This is a genomic window from Streptomyces sp. CB01881 (assembly GCF_002953255.1).
In the GTDB taxonomy this organism is placed as follows: domain Bacteria; phylum Actinomycetota; class Actinomycetes; order Streptomycetales; family Streptomycetaceae; genus Kitasatospora.
On sequence record NZ_CP026498.1, the window covers coordinates 1,925,945 to 1,943,097 of the forward strand.

The 17,153-nt window shown below is 75.4% G+C and carries 16 protein-coding genes; 5 read left to right on the forward strand and 11 right to left on the reverse strand.

Going from position 1 to position 17,153, the window contains the following annotated elements; genetic code table 11:
- Positions 1-46: 46 nt before the first annotated feature.
- The 3 genes from C2142_RS08435 to C2142_RS08445 all read right to left on the reverse strand — a co-directional run bounded on the left by C2142_RS08435 (position 47) and on the right by C2142_RS08445 (position 4,236).
- Complete coding sequence (locus C2142_RS08435; RefSeq protein ID WP_148641819.1) at positions 47-820, reverse strand: tRNA-dependent cyclodipeptide synthase; 774 nt, start codon at positions 818-820, stop codon at positions 47-49.
- Positions 821-1,321: 501 nt separating this feature from the next.
- Positions 1,322-2,767: an aminotransferase class I/II-fold pyridoxal phosphate-dependent enzyme gene (locus C2142_RS08440; protein ID WP_148642277.1), complete on the reverse strand. Its 1,446-nt coding sequence runs from the start codon at positions 2,765-2,767 to the stop codon at positions 1,322-1,324.
- Positions 2,768-2,850: 83 nt separating this feature from the next.
- Positions 2,851-4,236 carry a diaminobutyrate--2-oxoglutarate transaminase family protein gene (locus C2142_RS08445; protein WP_277347327.1) on the reverse strand — a complete coding sequence of 462 codons (1,386 nt, stop codon included), beginning with the start codon at positions 4,234-4,236 and terminating at the stop codon, positions 2,851-2,853.
- A 227-nt stretch (positions 4,237-4,463) separates the two neighbouring features.
- Here C2142_RS08445 and C2142_RS08450 point away from each other — a divergent pair, with 227 nt between their 5' ends.
- Genes C2142_RS08450 through C2142_RS08460 form a run of 3 tightly spaced genes read left to right on the forward strand, consistent with a single transcriptional unit; the run spans position 4,464 to position 5,822 of the window.
- The gene (locus C2142_RS08450) at positions 4,464-5,090 is read left to right on the forward strand and encodes a methyltransferase domain-containing protein (protein ID WP_148641821.1); all 627 of its coding nucleotides are present in this window, start codon (positions 4,464-4,466) and stop codon (positions 5,088-5,090) included.
- A 28-nt stretch (positions 5,091-5,118) separates the two neighbouring features.
- Positions 5,119-5,430 (forward strand): hypothetical protein, encoded by a 312-nt coding sequence (locus C2142_RS08455; protein WP_148641822.1) that lies wholly within the window; start codon positions 5,119-5,121, stop codon positions 5,428-5,430.
- A gap of 14 nt (positions 5,431-5,444) precedes the next feature.
- Positions 5,445-5,822, forward strand: coding sequence for a DNA-binding protein (locus C2142_RS08460; protein WP_346766369.1), 378 nt, complete (start codon positions 5,445-5,447; stop codon positions 5,820-5,822).
- Between the two features lie 3 nt (positions 5,823-5,825).
- Here the strand turns inward: C2142_RS08460 and C2142_RS08465 are convergent, their stop codons facing one another.
- Entirely contained in the window at positions 5,826-6,551 is a 726-nt protein-coding gene (locus C2142_RS08465; protein WP_148641823.1) for a response regulator, read from the reverse strand.
- Positions 6,548-8,230, reverse strand: coding sequence for an ATP-binding protein (locus C2142_RS08470; RefSeq protein ID WP_148641824.1), 1,683 nt, complete (start codon positions 8,228-8,230; stop codon positions 6,548-6,550). The genes C2142_RS08465 and C2142_RS08470 overlap by 4 nt, the downstream gene beginning before the upstream one ends.
- 186 nt (positions 8,231-8,416) lie before the next feature.
- Between C2142_RS08470 and C2142_RS08475 the strand changes: the two genes are divergently transcribed.
- A complete protein-coding gene (locus C2142_RS08475) occupies positions 8,417-9,859 on the forward strand; it encodes a cation:dicarboxylase symporter family transporter (protein WP_148641825.1) in 1,443 nt (480 codons plus the stop codon).
- A gap of 201 nt (positions 9,860-10,060) precedes the next feature.
- On the opposite strand, the gene C2142_RS08480 is transcribed toward C2142_RS08475, so the two are convergent.
- Entirely contained in the window at positions 10,061-11,017 is a 957-nt protein-coding gene (locus C2142_RS08480) for a hypothetical protein (RefSeq protein ID WP_148641826.1), read from the reverse strand.
- 45 nt (positions 11,018-11,062) lie between these two features.
- Entirely contained in the window at positions 11,063-11,878 is an 816-nt protein-coding gene (locus C2142_RS08490; RefSeq protein WP_277347245.1) for a sigma-70 family RNA polymerase sigma factor, read from the reverse strand.
- 208 nt (positions 11,879-12,086) lie between these two features.
- On the opposite strand from C2142_RS08490, the gene C2142_RS08495 reads away from it, so the two are divergent.
- Positions 12,087-12,461: a hypothetical protein gene (locus tag C2142_RS08495; RefSeq protein WP_148641827.1), complete on the forward strand. Its 375-nt coding sequence runs from the start codon at positions 12,087-12,089 to the stop codon at positions 12,459-12,461.
- Positions 12,462-12,647: 186 nt separating this feature from the next.
- On the opposite strand, the gene C2142_RS08500 is transcribed toward C2142_RS08495, so the two are convergent.
- From C2142_RS08500 to C2142_RS08515, 4 genes are all read right to left on the reverse strand, one after another.
- Positions 12,648-13,223 carry an ATP/GTP-binding protein gene (locus C2142_RS08500; protein ID WP_241003145.1) on the reverse strand — a complete coding sequence of 192 codons (576 nt, stop codon included), beginning with the start codon at positions 13,221-13,223 and terminating at the stop codon, positions 12,648-12,650.
- Positions 13,224-13,425: 202 nt separating this feature from the next.
- On the reverse strand, positions 13,426-13,851 hold the full coding sequence (locus C2142_RS08505; protein ID WP_241002453.1) for a DUF742 domain-containing protein: 426 nt from the start codon (positions 13,849-13,851) through the stop codon (positions 13,426-13,428).
- Between the two features lie 5 nt (positions 13,852-13,856).
- Positions 13,857-14,267: a roadblock/LC7 domain-containing protein gene (locus tag C2142_RS08510; protein WP_148641829.1), complete on the reverse strand. Its 411-nt coding sequence runs from the start codon at positions 14,265-14,267 to the stop codon at positions 13,857-13,859.
- Positions 14,264-17,143, reverse strand: coding sequence for a nitrate- and nitrite sensing domain-containing protein (locus C2142_RS08515; RefSeq protein WP_241002454.1), 2,880 nt, complete (start codon positions 17,141-17,143; stop codon positions 14,264-14,266). The genes C2142_RS08510 and C2142_RS08515 overlap by 4 nt, the downstream gene beginning before the upstream one ends.
- Positions 17,144-17,153: the final 10 nt, after the last annotated feature.

The following is a 17,153-nucleotide window of genomic DNA, read 5'->3' on the forward strand; positions in this document are numbered from 1 at the left end:
GGCGCCACAGGAGGGCCACGCTGCGGGAGAGGGGCCCGGGACGGGCTCAGGCGGCGCGGGCCGGCTCCACGGAAGTCTCGGCGACGACGCCGACGGGCCCGGACGGCGCCGCCGGGCGGACCACCGCGTACCCCTGGGCGGGCGCCGCACGCAGCCCCTCGTCGCGGCCGAACAGAACGGGGGTGAGCGGCAGTTGAAGGTGGTAGCAGCTGACCGACGAGGGCACTCCGAGCAGTGCCGGGGTATCCAGGAAGAACGGCAGCTCGGCGGTGATGTACCGGAGCCCGGCGGCGAGTTGCGGCTCGTTCGGGGCCAGCCCCTCGTCCATCCGGGCGGCCAGGAAGCCCCGCGCCATCCCCTCCGCCGCCTCGCGGAACTCCCGGTCGGTGCCGAGCGCGTCGACGGCCTGCCGGTGCAGCCGCCGGTACACGGGGTGGCCGGCGAACTCGGAGAGCGCGTGCATCCGGACGCCGTCGGGCGAACCGGCGTCCTCGGCGCCGCGGGCGATCCGCCGGGCGGTGGCCTTGACCTCCTTGACGGCCCGGCGTTCGGCCCGTTCGGCGTCGTAGCCGAAGGCCTCGTACTGCGCCCCGACGTGCAGGTCGGCGTGGACGATGTCGATCCGCTCGAAGAACTCCCGCCCCCATCCGATGAGTTCGGCTATTCGGCGGTGGCTGAAGTAGCTGTTTCCCGGACTGACACCGATCAGCAGGTGGTCGCCACGCCGCCAGATGTCCCGGCAGCGGTCGGAGAACGGCAGTGCCTCGTACGTGTTCGTATCAATGGTGAAAGTGCTTTCGCCCGGGAGGGTTTCGCGCATGCCTTGCCTCCGCTTCGCAGGATTGTTCAAAGGATTCGGTCTCACGTGGTTCACGCGGTTTTTACCGGGGTTCACCAAAGTGCACGGCGGATAGGCGGAGTTCACCCGGCCGTAAGGGTGGTCTCACCGCGTGCGGATGGCGCGCGCCTGGTCAGACGGCCTGCACCGGAGAGCCGTGTGCTCTTGGTGGGGCGGCGACCACATGAAGTTACCGCCGCTCTTCGGGATCTCCGCAAGCCCTGCCGGGGGGTTGGCGAAATCTGATCCCCGGGCGGCCGGAATCGGCCTGTACTCCCACGGAAACGTATGTCCACGGAGGCTTTCCCGGGGCGGCCGGATATCCCCCGGACAGCATGTCACGCCAGTGTGGATTCCTCCAACATCCTCCCGCGAAAAAGGCGTTGGTTCTGAATGCGGCACGCGGCGGCCGAGGGCTCCGGCCCGTCGGCGCGCGCCGTCAGGCCGGCCCCCGGAGGGCCGGCCGCCATCCTCCGGCCGCCGCTAGTCCGGCCGGACCTCCCGCCCGGTACGGACGACCGCGTGCAGCAGCTCACCCACCTCGGCGGCGGTGGTGTGCGGGTTGAGCAGGGTCAGCTTCAGGCGGACCCGGCCCGGGCCCTCGCCGGGAAGTTCGGTCCGGCCGACCACCGCGCGACCGGTGCGGAGCAGCGTCCGGCGCACCTCGGCGTTGACCTCGTCGAGCACGGCCTGGTCCTGATCGCCGGGCGGGCGGTAGCGGAACACCACGGTGGTGAGGACGGGTTCGGCGTGCAGTTCCAGTTCGGGCTCGGCACGGACGGCTCCGGCGGCGTCCAGGGCCAGTTGGTGGCAGGCGTCGACCAGCCGGCCGAGTCCGGCACGACCGAGCGTGCGCAGGGTGACGGCGATCTTGAAGGCGTCGGCCCGCCGGGTGGTGCGCAGCGACCGGCCCAGGAGGCTGGGGTAGCCGGCCTGCTCGTCGTCGGCCGGGTTTAGGTACTCGGCGCGGCGGGCGAGCGACACGTAGGTCTCGGCGCGGCGGACCAGGAAGACCCCGGCGGCGGCCGGCTGCCAGCCGAGCTTGTGCCAGTCGAGGGAGACGGAGTCGGCGCGGGCGATGCCGTCGAGCAGCGGGGCGAGGCGGTCGGAGAGCAGTGCGCCGCCACCGTAGGCGGCGTCGACGTGCAACCAGGCGCCGTAGCGGGCGGCGAGGTCGGCGGCGGTGTGCAGCGGGTCGATCGCGCCGGTGTCGGTGGTGCCCGCGGTGGCGACGACGGCGATCGGGGTCTGTCCGGCCCAGCTGGTCTCGGCCAGGGCGCGGGCCAGGGCGTCCGGGTCCATGCGCAGCTCGCGGTCGACCGGGACGGGGACGACGGCGCGTTCGCCGAGGCCGAGCAGGGCGGCGGCGCGCTGGACGGAGAAGTGCGCCGCCTGCGAGGCGATGATCCTGGGCGTGGCACCGGCCGGGAGGCCGTCCAGCTCCACGATGCCGTCGAGCTTCTGGTCGCGGGCCAGCATCAGGCCCATCAGGTTGGACTCGGTGCCGCCGGAGGTCAGCACGCCGGCCGCGCGGGCCGGGTCGTAGCCGACCAGGGCGGCGAGTTCGGCGAGCAGCGCGGTCTCCAGCGCGGTGGCGGCGGGGGCCTGGTCCCAGGAGTCCTGGGAGGGGTTGAGCGCGCTGACGGCGAGGTCCGCGGCGGCCGCGACGGCCAGCGGCGGGCAGTGCAGGTGGGCGGCGCAGGCCGGGTCGGCGGGGTCGGCGGCGCCGAGGGTGAGCAGTTCGGTGAGGGTGGCGAGCGCCTGCGGGCCGTGCGCGCCGGCCAGCTCCTCCGCGACCCGGGCGGCGATCCCGGCCGGGTGGCCGGCGGGCAGGGGGCCGCCGCGCCGGGCGGCCCCGACGTCCAGCGCGTCCAGCACGGTGGCCAGCAGGGGGCCGAGCGCGGCCGGGCCCGCCGTGCCGCCGGCCAGCGCGTCGAGCGGCGCGACCGGGTCGTCGGGGAGGCCGGACTCCTCCGGCTCCCCGGCGGGGCCCGGCCCGCCCTCGGGCCCGCTCACCGGGCCCCCGCCACGCCCGGGGCCGTGCCCTGCGCCGTGCCTGACGTGGTGCCCGGCACGACCGGGACGTCGGCCCGGGAGGCGGCCGCGATGGCGTCGGCGAGCCGGTCGAGGACGGCGTCGGCCTGCTCGTCGGTGATGGTGAGCGGCGGCAGCAGGCGCAGCACCGCGTCGTGCCGGCCGCCGAGTTCGACGATCAGCCCGCGTGCGAGGCAGGCCTCGCGGACCCGGACGGCGAGGGCGGGCGCGGCCGGGCGGGCCCCGCAGGTGTCCGGTTCGGCCGTCGGGTCGACCAGTTCGACGCCGATCATCAGCCCGCGTCCGCGGACGTCGCCGATCACCGGGAGCTCTCCGGCCAGCGCGCGCAGCCGCCCGGTCATCCGGGCGCCGACCAGCGCGGCCCGCTCGGCCAGCCCGTGCGCGGCGACGTACCGGAGGGTGGCCGCGCCGGCCGCCATGGCGAGGGTGTTGCCGCGGAACGTGCCGGTGTGCGCGCCCGGGCGCCAGCCGTCGTACTCCGCGCGGTAGACGACGACGGCGAGCGGCAGACTGCCGCCGATCGCCTTGGAGAGCACCATGGCGTCCGGGACGATCCCGCTGTGCTCGACCGCCCACATCGCGCCGGTGCGGCCGACACCGGTCTGCACCTCGTCCACGATCAGCGGGATGCCGCGCTCGGCGGTGATCCGGCGCATCGCGCGCAGCCAGTCGTCGGGGGCGGGGACCACGCCCCCCTCGCCCTGCACGGCCTCCAGGACCATCGCCGCGGGCCGTACGACGCCGCCCGAGGGGTCGTCCAGCAGCCGCTCGGCGTAGGTCGCGGCGAGCCCGGCGCCCGCCTCGCCGCCGACCCCGAACGGGCAGCGGTAGCCGTAGGGGTAGGGCAGCCGGGCGACCTCGCCACCGCCCGGCAGCGGCTCCTTGACGGCGACGTTCCCGGTCAGCGCGAGGGCTCCGGCGGTCATGCCGTGGTAGGCGCCGGTGAAGGCGAGGGCGCCGGAGCGGCCGGTGGCGGTCTGCATCAGCTTGAGCGCGGCCTCGACGGCGTCCGTCCCGGCGGGCCCGCAGAAGTGCACCCGGGCCTGCTCGGCGAACTCCCGGGGCAGGCTCTCGAACAGGGCGGTGGTGAAGTCGTCCTTCTCGGCGGTGGCGAGGTCCAGCAGGTGCAGCGGTGCGCCGCTGTCGAGGGTGCGGCGGATCGCCTCCAGGACGACCGGGTGGTTGTGGCCGAGCGCCAGGGTGCCCGCGCCGGAGAGGCAGTCGAGGTAGCGGCGGCCGTCGGCGCCCTCGACGGTCATGCCGTTGGCGCGCACCGGGACAATCGGGAAGGAGCGGGCGTAGGTGCGGGCGGCGGACTCGCGGACGCGCTGGCGGCGCAGGATGGCGTCGCCGCCCTGGGCCTGGGCGGGGACGGCGGCGGGCCCGGTGGCGGGGACGGCGGCGAGCGTCAAGACGGACTCCCGAGAAGTTAGGTAAGCCTAACTTTACTTCCCCGGCCCGGCCGGATGTGCCCCGGGGGGCGAGAACCACCCGCGCGGGTGACGCGGATCCCGCCAGCCCAACGAGCGGCCGGGCCGGAGGTTACGGCCCTCGCGCTACCCTCGCCCCCATGTCGCCCTCCACCCCCGCCTCCCCGTACGAGGCCGAACTGGCCCGCACCCGCGAGTTCTTCGCCGCCCGCGCCGCCGGCTGGGACGCCCGCTTCCCCGACGACGGCCCGCGCTACGCCGCCGCGATCGCCCGGCTCGGCCTGCGGGCGGGCGACTCCGTCCTCGACGCCGGCTGCGGCACCGGCCGCGCACTCCCCCTGCTGCGTGCGGCGACCGGCCCCTCCGGCCGGGTCCTCGGCGCCGACGTCACCCCCGAGATGCTGCACGAGGCGGCCGCCCGCCACCCCGGCGCCGCGCCCCTGCTGCTCGCCGACTGCGCCCGCCTCCCGCTCCCCGACGCCACCCTCGACGCCGTCTTCGCGGCCGGCCTGATCTCCCACCTCCCCGATCCGGCCCGCGCCCTGCGCGAACTCGCCCGCGTCTGCCGCCCCGGCGCCGCGCTCGCCCTCTTCCACCCCGTCGGCCGCGCCGCCCTCGCCGCCCGCCACGGCCGCGAACTCACCCCCGGGGACCTCCGCGCCGAGCCCAACCTCCGCCCCCTCCTGACCTCCACCGGCTGGCGCCTGGACAGCTATACGGACACGAACGACGAATACCTCGCACGGGCGACCCGGGTCAATCCCTAGTTGACACCGCCGGTGGTAACCTGGCCGCATGTCCGAACCGATGGATGCAGCGCCGGCGTCGCGCCCGGTGAAGAAGTACAGCGTCTCGATGCCCGAGGACGTGGCCGAGGAGGTCCGCACCCGGGTCGGAAAGGGGTCCTTCAGCGCTTACGTCACCGCTGCGGTCAGACAGGCGATAGAGCGCGAGCGCCTTGCCGAACTGGTCGACGACTACGTCCGCCGCAACGGTGAGATCCCTGAAACCGCCCGAGCCCAGGCTGCCCGCGAGGCCGAGGAAGCAGAGCGGAGGTACGCTCAGTGGCTCGCCGAACAGGAGACCAACGAGTCCCTGGCAAGCTGACGCCGGGAGCGCTGGTGCTCGACAGCGAGGGCCTCTCCCGCGCGGTCGCCGAAGATCCCCTCGTGATGGCCCGGATCGACCACGCCAAGACTCACGGCGCCAGGGTCGTCATCAGCACGCTCACGCTGATCGAGGCAATGAATCCGCAGCAGCCGCAGCCCCGTTGGGACTTCGTCGTCTCCCGGCTCAACGTCGAGGAGGTGACCCGGCAGTTGACCCACCGGGCCATGGCGCTCCTCAGGGCAGCCGGGCTGCACGGGCACAAGTACGCGATCGACGCCGTCGTCGCAGCCACCGCGATGGCGCAGCCGGGGCCCGTTCGGCTCCTCACCAGCGACGTCGACGACATGGCGAAGCTCTGCGACAAGCGGATCATGCTGATCCCCGTCTGACCCTCACCCGCCCCCGCCGCCCGTCCAGCGGTAACAGAGCTCCGGGCGGCCCACGTTGCCGTACTGGGGTTCGCGGGCGGCGAGGCCGCTGTCGACGAGGTGTTCGAGGTACCGGCGGGCGGTGATGCGGGAGACGCCGGCGGCGGCACCGGCGGCGGCCGCGGAGAGCCCGGTGCGCGCGTCGCGCAGGACGGTGGCGACGGTGTCCAGGGTCGGCGCGCTCAATCCCTTGGGGAGGGCGGTGCGTTCGGGGGTGCGCAGGAGGGAGAGGGCCTGGTCCACCTCGTCCTGGCCGGTGGCCTCGCCGGTGCGGGCGAGGGTGTCGCGGTAGCGGGCGTACCGCTCCAGGCGGTCGTGCAGGGCGGCGGCGCTGAACGGCTTCAGCAGGTACTGGACGACACCCGCCGAGACGGCCTGGCGGACCATCGCGAGGTCGCGGGCGGAGGTGACAGCGATGACGTCCGTGGTGTGGCCGGCCGCGCGCAGCGTGCCGCAGAGCTGGAGGCCGTGCCCGTCCGGGAGGTAGAGGTCGAGCAGGGTGAGGCCGACGGGGGTGCCCGCGGCGCGGGCGCGGTCGAGGAAGCGCAGCGCGTCCGCGCAGCTGTGCACCGTCCCGGCGGCCCGGAAGCCCGGCTCGCGCTGGACGTAGAGCGTGTGGGCGGCGGCGGCCACCGGGTCGTCCTCGACCACCAGGACGGAGATCTCGGGCCGGGCCGGGGGGCGGGTCACGACGCCACCGCCTCGAACCGCCCAGGCACCCGGACCAGCGGCAGCCGCACGGTGAGCACCGCGCCGCGGTCCCGGCCGACCTCGACGGTGCCGCCGTTGCGCCGGGCGGCCTGGGCGACGAGGGCGAGCCCCAGCCCGTGCCCGCGGCCGTCCTGCTTGGTGCTCCAGCCGCGCCGGAACACGTCGTCCACGGCGGCCGGGTCGATGCCGGCGCCGGTGTCGGCGACCCGCAGCAGCAGGTGCCCGCCGTCGCGGGGCGTGGCGTCGATCCGGGCGGTGACGGTGACTTCGGGCGGGTCGGGGCTCTCGGCGGCGCCGGCGATCGCCGCGTCCACCGCGTTGTCGACCAGGTTCCCGAGGACGGTGATCAGGTCGCGGGCGGAGAGTCCGGGCGGCAGCACGCCGTCGTCGATCCGGCTGTCCTCGGTGAGTGTCAGCTCCACCCCGCGCTCGGCGGCCTGGGCGGCCTTGCCGAGCAGCAGCGCGGCCAGCACCGGCTCGCCGACGGCGGCGACCACGCGGTCGGTGAGCTGCTGGGCGAGGGCGAGTTCGGCGGTGGCGAACTCCACCGCCTCCTGGTGACGCCCGAGTTCGATCAGCGAGACGACGGCGTGCAGCCGGTTGGCGGCCTCGTGCGCCTGCGCGCCGAGCGCCTCGGTGAAGCCGCGCACGGAGTCCAGCTCCCCGCTCAGCGACTGGAGTTCGGTGTGGTCGCGGAGGGTGAGGACGCGGCCGAGGCCGGTGCCGATGGTGGAGGTATTGAGCACCACGACGCGCTCGGCGGTGAGATGGACCTCGTCCCGGACCGGCTCCGCCCCGAGCACGGCCGCCACGAGCGCCTCCGGCAGCCCCAGCCCGTCGACCGGGCGCCCCTCCAAGTCCCCGGCCAGTCCGAGGAGTTCACGGGCCGCGTCGTTGCAGAGCACCACCCGGTGGCGGCGGTCGAGCAGCACCAGGCCCTCGCGCACCGAGTGCAGGGTGGCCTGGTGGTACTCGTACAGGTGGCTGAGCTCGGCCGGCCCCATGCCGTGGGTGTGCCGGCGCAGCCTGGAGTTGGCGAGGTAGGTGCCGAGCCCGCCGAGCGCCAGCGCGGCCACCGCCACACCGGCCAGGGCGAGCAGCGGCCCGCTCAGCTGCGCGGAGATGGACTTCACCGTGATCCCCGCACTGACCAGCGCCACCACCCGGTGCCGCTCGTCGAACACCGGGGTCACCACCCGGACGGACGGGCCGAGCGTCCCGGTGTACGTCTCGCTGCGGGTCTCCCCGGCGAGCGCCCAGTCGATGTGGCCGAGGAAGGTCCTGCCGATCTGCTCGGGCAGCGGGTGGGTCCAGCGCACCCCGGCGGTGTCCATCACCGTGATGAACGAGACCCCGGTGTCGGCCCGGACCTGTTCGGCGTACGGCTGGAGGACGGCGGTCGGATCGGGCCCGGCGACGGCGGCCCGGACGGACGGCGAGTCGGCGACCGCCTCGGCGACGGCGGTGACCTGGCTGCGCGCCGCGGCCTCGGTCCGGTCGGCGGTGAACAGGTAGGCCAGCACGGCGCCGCCCGCCACCACGGCGGCGACGATGACCACCTGGACGACGAAGAGCTGTCCGGCCAGGCTGCGCACCAGTCGGCGCGGCGCACCGGGCACCGGCCGACGGCGCGGCGTGGGGAGCGTGCGCGGGGACATGCCTGCCAGTGTGCACCACGGCCGGGCCCGGTCCGGGCGGCCTGCGGACGGCGGGCACAGGCGAACCCGCCGCGGGCGCACGTGAACTCTATGAACGCAAACGTGACCCCCGTCACCCCGCGGCCCCATAGTTCGGAGCGGCCCACCACCCGGGGCCGCCAGGACTGCATGGCGAAGGAGCCGCAGATGTCGATCACCGGAGCAGGACCGCAGGCGGGGGTCAGACGGAAGGACCGCACCCACTACCTCTATCTCGCGGTGATCGCGGCCGTGGTCGCGGGCGTGGTGGTCGGCCTGGCCGCGCCGGGGTTCGCCGTGGAGCTGAAGCCGGTCGGGACGGGATTCGTCAACCTGATCAAGATGATGATCAGCCCGGTCATCTTCTGCACCATCGTGCTCGGCATCGGCTCGGTGACCAAGGCCGCCAAGGTCGGCAAGGTCGGCGGCCTGGCCCTCGGCTACTTCCTCACCATGTCGACGGTGGCGCTGGCCATCGGCCTGCTGGTCGGCAACCTGCTGGAGCCCGGCGGCGGACTGCACCTGACCGCCGCGCTGGCCAAGTCCGGGCACGCCCAGGCCGCCGCCGGAGCCGCCCAGTCCACCACCGACTTCCTGCTCGGGATGATCCCGACCACCATGCTGTCGGCCCTCACCGAGGGCAAGGTGCTGCAGACCCTGCTGGTCGCCCTGCTGGCGGGCTTCGCCCTCCAGGCGATGGGACCGGCCGGCACGCCCGTCCTGCGCGGGATCGAGCACGTCCAGCGGCTGGTCTTCCGGGTCATGTCGATGATCATGTGGGTGGCCCCGATCGGCGCCTTCGGGGCCATGGCGGCGGTGGTCGGAGCGACCGGCACGGCCGCGCTGAAGAGCCTCGCCGTCATCATGATCGGCTTCTACATCACCTGCGCGCTCTTCGTGGTCGTGGTGCTCGGCACGCTGCTCCGGCTGGTCGCGGGCGTCAACGTGTTCACGCTGCTGCGCTACCTGGGCCGCGAGTTCCTGCTGATCCTCTCCACCTCCTCCTCGGAGAGCGCGCTGCCCCGGCTGATCGCCAAGATGGAGCACCTGGGCGTCAGCCGCCCGGTCGTCGGCATCACCGTTCCGACCGGCTACAGCTTCAACCTCGACGGCACGGCGATCTACCTGACCATGGCCTCGATCTTCATCTCGGAGGCGATGGACAAGCCGATGTCGCTGGGCGAGCAGGCCTCGCTGCTGGTCTTCATGGTGATCGCCAGCAAGGGCGCGGCCGGCGTCACCGGCGCCGGGCTGGCCACCCTGGCCGGCGGGCTCCAGTCGCACAAGCCGGCGCTGGTGGACGGGGTCGGCCTGATCGTCGGCATCGACCGCTTCATGTCTGAGGCCCGGGCGCTCACCAACTTCGCGGGCAACGCCGTCGCCACCGTGCTGATCGGCCACTGGACCGGCGAGTTCGACCGCGAGCGGGCCCGGCAGGTCCTGGCGGGCGAGGTGCCGTTCGACGAGCGGACGCTGGTCGACGCGCACGGCGCTCCGGCCTCGCCCGCCGACCCGGCCGCCCCGGGCACCGCCGGTGCCCCGGACGCCGCCCCCGCGCTGCCGGGCGCCGTCCCGCCGCAGGGCGGGGCACCGAGCACGACGGCCGCCTGACCGCCGCTCCCCCGGCCACCACTCTCCCCGGCCCGGCGCCGCAAGCCCAACCCCCCGGGCGGCGCCGGGCCGGGGTCCGTTCCGGCCGGGCCGGGGTCCGCGTCGCACGTGGCCGACGTCCGCGTCGCACCTGGCCGGCGTCTGCCTCCGCGTTCGCGCCGGGACCGGGATCCCTCCCGCGCCGGCCCCGGGTCGTGCCCGTCAGGGCTCGTCCGAGCCGCTGACCGCCCAGCTCAGGCCGGTCGCCGGATCCTCCATCGCGACGTGTACGTGTCGCAGGTCGTCCGCCGGGTCGCACCAGGTGAAGCACCGCATCCGGGCCACCAGGGCGTTCACCTCCACACGGTTCGGCCCCTCCCCGCCGGCCATCGCGCCGAGCGCCCGCCAGAGCGCCAGCCGGCCGTCCGCCGAGCCCTGCGAGCGCTCCGCGGCGCCCGCCTGGACCAGCACCGGATAGGCGATCGCGAACGGGAGGTACCCGCCGGTGACCCGTCGCCCCGGAGCCAGCTGCCCCGCCGCCTGCGGCGCCGGACCCCGGACGCAGGCCACCTCCGCCCACTCCGCCAGCGCGGCCAGCGCCCGCGTCGCCCGTTGTCCGCGCAACCGTCCGCCCGGCTCGGGCAGCAGCACCGGGCCCAGGCCCTCCCGGGTGGCGGGGAGCGTGAGCAGTGCGCTGCGCGAACCGCCACGCGGCAGGTAGTCGCGGACCCGGGTGCCCTCGCCCCAGCCCGCGGTCTCCCAGGGCTCCAGCACCAGCGGAACGCCCTCCGGATCCGGTTCGGCGCCGTAGGAGAGGTCCTCGCCGAGCAGCACCCGGGTGTGCGCGACCAGCCGCCGCACCCGCGCCGGGCCGAGCAACGGGGCCAGCCGCAGCCACGAGTGCCGGGTGGCCAGCACCTCCCACAGCGGCCCGGAGTCGTGGTCGGCCACCCCGGCGGCGGTTCCGGGGCCGCCGTCCGGGTCGAACAAGCGGACGGCCACCTCAGGCGGCGCGGCGTACGCGATCAGATGGCCGAGCGGCGCGGTGACGGCCGCCGCCCGCTCCTCGCCCGCGCGCGCGACGGCGACGGCGCGGGCCTGCCGGTAGGAACCCAGCAGTTCGGGCCAGCGGCCGTCCTCGACCAGGGTGCGGAGCCGGTGCTCCTCGTACGTGATCACGATTCGCAGCGTACGGGCCCGGGTGGCACATCAGCTGACATGCCGTCAGCCCGGTGCGTCGGGCCGGGGTGCCGGCCGTGTCACGTCGCTGCCGCCGTGGCCGCCACCACCGGGCTCGCCACCCCCTTCGCCGGCCTCCCCTTCGGTCTCTCCGTCGGCCTCCCCATCGGCCGACCCGTCGGCCCCCCCATCGGCCGACCCGTCGGCCCCCCCATCGGCCGACCCGTCGGCCTCCCCGTCGACCCGCCCGCACGCGGGCCCGGGTTCACTCCGGCCGTGTTCGCGCTCGCGTTCGAGCACAGCCCGGAGCCGGCCCAGCGCGCGACGGCGGGTGACCGCCAGCGTGGACCGGTGCACACCCAGCAGGGCGGCCGCCTCGTCGACCGAGTACCCGTCGAGGTCGACCAGCGCCACCGCGCGGGCCTGCTTGACCGTGAGGCAGCGCAGCAGCCGGACCACCTCCCAACGCGCCTGCAACTCCCCCAGCCCGCCGCCGAGCGGATCCGTCCGAGCACGCTCCCCCTCGACGGGATCCGGCACGACCAGCCGCCGGCGGTCCCGGCGCCACTGGTCGCGCACGAGGTTCGCCATCGTGGTGACCGCATAGGCATAGGGCTGCGGGTGCCCGAGGAACCGCTCGGGCCTGCGGGCGATGCGCAGATAGGCCTCGTGCACGACGTCCCCGGCCGCACAGGGACTCCCGACGAGGGAGACGGCCGCCCGGTGGAGCCTCGGCAGCATTTCCGTGAACACCCGGTTGAATTCCGCCGATTCCGGATCGGCCGCCAGGGGCGCCGCCGCTCCGGGAGCAGCAGCGACGCCCGAATCCCGCCCACTCCGGCACCGGCCGGTGAATTCCATGCCGCTCCCCTCGGAAATCGGCACCCCGAAGGCACAGTTGACGATCCGATCGCCGACTGCCCTGTGACGCACATCACATCATAGTTCGTCATCTCACCGTGCGCAGTTATTCGTGTGCAATGCGTCATCCCCCGGGCGGGGCAGGGGAATTGCCGAAGCCCTGCTGCCGCCCGGCCGGGGCAGGCACCACGAGCGAGGAGAGATCACCATGTCAGGTTGCATCGCCCGGAACACCGCAAGGCTCGGGATGGTGGCCGCGGCCGCCCTCGGCGTGCTCGGCACCACGACCCTGCCGGCCGGGGCCGCCGCACCGGCCGCCGACCAGAGCATCTCCGCCGGCTCGGCCGCCGCGGCGCCCGCGGCCGTCACCGCCTCCTACCACTGCACCATCACCGCCGACTACGGCTGGCGCTGGGAGGGCAACTGCCGGATCTACTCCGGCCAGCTGCGCACCATCACCTACTGCGCCAACGGCACCTCCACCACCGGCCTCTGGATCGGCGCCCGGCCCGAGCCGTGGGCGGTCTGGGGCAACTGCCCGGGCTCCAGCTGGACCAGGATCGTCTTCCAGAGCCGCGGCTGACCCGACTCACGACCGGCCGGGCCACGACCGGCCGGGCCGACCGACCCGCTCCCCGACCCGCCCGCGGCAGCACGCCCGGCCGACGGGCACCGACGGCGTGAGGGGTGCCACCCGCACGGGTGGCACCCCTCACGCCCCTGCCGCGCAGGGCCGTCGGACACGCCCCGAGGCGTGTCCGACTCCGCCTCAGCCGAGGGGCGCCCCCGCGTCGGCCAGCAGGCGGGCGGCGTGCACCCGGCCGGCGTGCTCGACCAGGTTGATCAGCACCTCCTTGCCCGAGGCGCGGCGGCGCGCATCGCAGAGCACCACCGGGGTGCCGGACTCCAGGTCCAACGCCCGGGCGACCTCGTCGGCCCCGAAGTCCCGGGTGCCGGCGAAGCGGTTGACCGCCACCACGAACGGGATGCCCCGGTGCTCGAAGAAGTCCACGGCGGGAAAGCAGTCCGTCAGCCGGCGGGTGTCGGCCAGCACCACCGCGCCGAGCGCGCCCTGCGCCAGCTCGTCCCAGAGGAACCAGAACCGGTCCTGGCCCGGGGTGCCGAAGAGGTAGACGGACAACCCCTCGCGGATGGTGATCCGGCCGAAGTCCATGGCCACCGTGGTGGTGGTCTTCTGCTCGACCCCGCCGGTGTCGTCCACTCCCCGGCCGGCCTCGGTGAGCAGCTCCTCGGTGCGCAGTGGGCGGATCTCGCTGACCGAGCCGACCAACGTGGTCTTGCCGACCCCGAACCCGCCCGCCACCAGGATCTTCAGGGCGAGCACCGGGGAGTCCGCCGGGGTCTCCTCCTCCTCGTCCTCGGGTCCGGGTCGGGGTCCCGGTCCGGGTCCGGGTCCGGGTGGGCCGTCCCCGTACAGGCGGTCCGCGGAGGAGCGCTCGCGGTGCGGCTGGTCGGTACAACACCCCTCGGTGCAGGACCCGTCGGTGCAGAACTCGTCGGCATGCGGGTGGCCGTGGCGCGGGTGGTCAGAGTGCGCGGAGTCCATGGACGACCTCCTGGAGGATGCGCTCGTCAGGGAGCAGTGCGGGCGGGACGGGGCGGCCGACCCGGATGTACCCGGCCGCCAGCAGGTCGCCGAGCAGCACCCGCACCACGCCGAGCGGCAGGTCGAGGCCGGCGGCGATCTCGGCCACCGGGAGGCCGCCGCCCCGGCAGAGGCCGAGGATCCGGGCCTGCTCGGGCCCGACCGGCAGGTCCGGCGCGTCGGGGAACCCGGCGGGGTCCGGGACCTCGCTGACCACCAGCGCGATCAGGTCGAACTCCTGCCCGCTGGGCCTCGTCCGTCCCCGTGTCATCGCGTACGGGCGGACCAGTGGCCCGGCCTCGTCGTCGTACCAGCGCGAGTGGTGGGCGGCGGCGAGCGGGTTGCGCTGCTGGTGCGGACGCGGCACCGGGTTCACCGGCCGTCCGCGCTGCGCGGTGGTGTGAACAGGTGCTCGCCGACCCGGCGGACCAGTCTGGCCATCTCGTAGGCGATCAGGCCGAGGTCGGCTTCGGCGGTGGAGAACACCGCCAGGCAGGTGCCCTCGCCCGCGGCGGCCACGAACAGGAAGCCGTGCTCCAGCTCCACCATGGTCTGGCGGACCTCGCCGGCCCCGAAGTGCCGCCCGGCCCCCTTGGCCAGGCTGTGGAAGCCGGAGGCGACCGCGGCCAGGTGCTCGCCGTCCTCACGGCCGAGGCCGGCCGAGGTGCCCATGGCGAGGCCGTCGGCGGAGAGCATCACGGCGAACCGGATCTCGGCGACGCGCGAAACCAGCTCGTCGAGAAGCCAGTTGAGCTCTCCCGCGCGGTGGGTGGTGCCGATCATGGGCGCTCTCCTTCGGGGTGGTGCGGTGGGAGTGGATGGTGCGGGGGTGGCGGTGTCCCGTCCGGGCGTCGGCCCGGACGGCCGTCCGGCCACCGCCGCTCGGGGAGCTCGCCCCCTCGGTCGTCCGGGCCCTTGCCGCGGGCCCAGCCGGCCTGGAAGGCGGCCATCGCGGCGCGGGCCGCCTCCGGGTCCCGGCCTGCCGCGCACGCGCCGGCCGGGCGACGGCGGCCGGGCCGCGGCTGCGGCGGGGCCTCGCGCAACTGCGGGACCAGGCTGGTCTGGCGGACCCGCCGGGGCAGTTCGTCCGGTTCCGCGGGCCCGGCCGGCCCGGTGAGCCCGGCAGGCCCCGCGGTTCCGGCGCCCGGCCGGGCGGCGGGGGCTGCCGGCGGGCCGTCCGCCCGGGCGCCGGAGGCCCGGAACGGGACCGGGCGCAGGACCCCGGGGTCGGCGCCCCGGGCTCCGAACGGCAGCAGCGCCCCGCCTTCCGACGACGGCCCGGTGCCCGGCAGGCCGTCCACCGGGGTGGACCCGGGCCTCACGAAGACGGGCCCGGGTCCGGGCCCGGCCGACGCGGGTCCGGGCCCGGCCGACGCGGGCTCGGGTCTGCCCTCGTGCTTGGCGAACGCGTGGGGTTGCACGGCCTCGGGCCCGTCGGCCTCACCCGCGGGGAAGGCGTGTCCGGTGTGCCGGGGCCCACCGGCCGGCCGGCCGGTGGGCCCACCCACCGCCGGTTCGACGTCCAACTCCGGTACCGCCGCTGGGCGTTCCCTGCGCCTCCGCGGGCCGTCACCGGCCAGCAGGGCGGTGGGCAGCAGCACCACGGCGGTGGTCCCGCCGTAGGCGGAGGTCTGCAACGACACCCGGACGCCGTGCCGTCGGGCCAGCCGGCTGACCACGAACAGGCCGAGCCGGTCGCTGTCGAAGAGATCGGTCTGCTCGGCCGCGGCGATCCGCCGGTTGGACTCGGCGAGCACCTCCGGCCCCATCCCGAGGCCGCGGTCCTCGATCTCCAACGCGTAGCCGTTGCCGACCTGTTCACCCCGGATGCGCACTCTGGTGTGCGGCGGCGAGAAGCCGGTCGCGTTCTCGACCAGTTCGGCGACGAGGTGGGTGAGGTCGGCGACGGCCTGGCCGGTGACCGCCACGTGCGAGAGCCGGTGCACCTCGACGCGGGCGTACTCCTCGACCTCGGAGACCGCGGCGCGCACCACGTCCAGCAGCGGGACCGGCTTGCGCCAGGCCCGGCCGGGGGCGGCACCGGAGAGGATGATCAGGCCCTCCGCATGGCGGCGCATCCGGGTGGTGAGGTGGTCCAGCCGGAAGAGGTCAGCCAGCTCGGCCGGGTCCTCGGTCCGCCTCTCCATGGCATCCAGCAGGGTCAGTTGGCGGTGTACGAGCACCTGGCTGCGCCGGGCGAGGTTGACGAACACCCCGGAGACCCCGGAGAGCACCTCGGCCCGTTCGACCGCCGCGGTGACCGCCGCCCGCTGGACGGTGCCGAGCGCGCCGTGCACCTGGCCGATCTCGTCGCCGCCGTACACCGGGGCGGACACCTCCGCGTCGATGTCCACCTCCTCCCCCGCGCGCAACCGCCTGATCGTGGCGGGGAGTTTGCGTCCGGCCAGCTCAAGTGCCGAGTTCCGCAGGCCGATCAGCTCGGTGACCAGCCCGCGCCCGATCTGCACCGAGATCACCAGTGAGGCCACCACGCCGACCAGCCCGAGCAGCACGGCCAGCCCGGCCGGGGTGAACAGGCCCAGCGCATACGGGTCCTCCCGCTCGGACGCCGCCCGGCCCGCCGTCTCCTCGACGGCGCGCAGGTCGCGGGCGACGTTGCCGACCGTCACCGACCACCGGTCGGACGGGACGGCGGCCACCGCGGCGCGCCCGTCGGCGGCGGCGCGGACCCTGTCCTCGTAGGAGACGAGGTCCCGGTGATCCTGGCCGCCGGTGACGGCGAGCAGGGCTGCGCGGTCCCCGGGGCGCAGATCGGCGGCCGAGCCCTGCTCGAACTGGCGGCGGGCGAAGGCGGCGCCGGAGAACTCGCGCAGTTGCTCCTCGGTGAGGCCGCCGGCGAGCTGGGCGGTGCGCAGCAGGGCGTCCTCGCGGCTGAGGAGTTCACGTGAGCGGGCGAACTCCAGCAGCACCCGGGCGTCCGAGGCGACCCGGTGGTCCTGCATCGGTGTGAGCGCGCAGGCCACCGCCAGCGCCCGGTCCACGGCGGCACCGTACGCGGCGTAGGCCTCGGGCCAGCCGACACCGCGGGCCGGCACCCGGCTGCGCAGCTCCGGCAGCGCGCCGACGGCCGCGCCGAGCGCGTCGAGCCGGGCGGTGGCCTCCGGACCCAGTCCCAGGGCGTCGGCCCGGTTGTACCCCTGCCCGTTGTCGCCCTGCCCCTTGTCGCCCTGCCCGCCGGGCCCCTGGCCGCCCGGGGCCCGGCCGCCGCCCGGCCGGGTGTCGAAGAAGAGCGGGGCGAGGGCACGGTCGGTGGCGGCGGCGGCCTCGCGCAGGGCGCTCTCCCGGGTGGCCCCGGGGGCGGCCAACACCTGTCCGGCGGCGGCGCGTTCGGCCTGGAGTCCGGCCACGGTCGCGCCGACGGGGGTGAGGACGGTGCGCTGGGCCTCGCGCAGTCGCATCAGGTCCCAGACGTCCTGGGCGGCGGTGACGCTGGCGAACCCCCAGAGCGCCAGGACGGAGACGACGGGGACCATCAGCAGCGCCACGATCCGGGCCCGCACGGTCCGGGGTCGCAGGGCGCGCAGCCCGCGCTGCCCGGGACGGGGGCTGCGGCGGTCGGCTTCACGAGCCGGCCGGACGGGCGGCCCGGCGTGGGAACCCCGGCGGGTACCGGGCGCGGTACCGCGGCTTTCGCGCATGGGTGAGGAG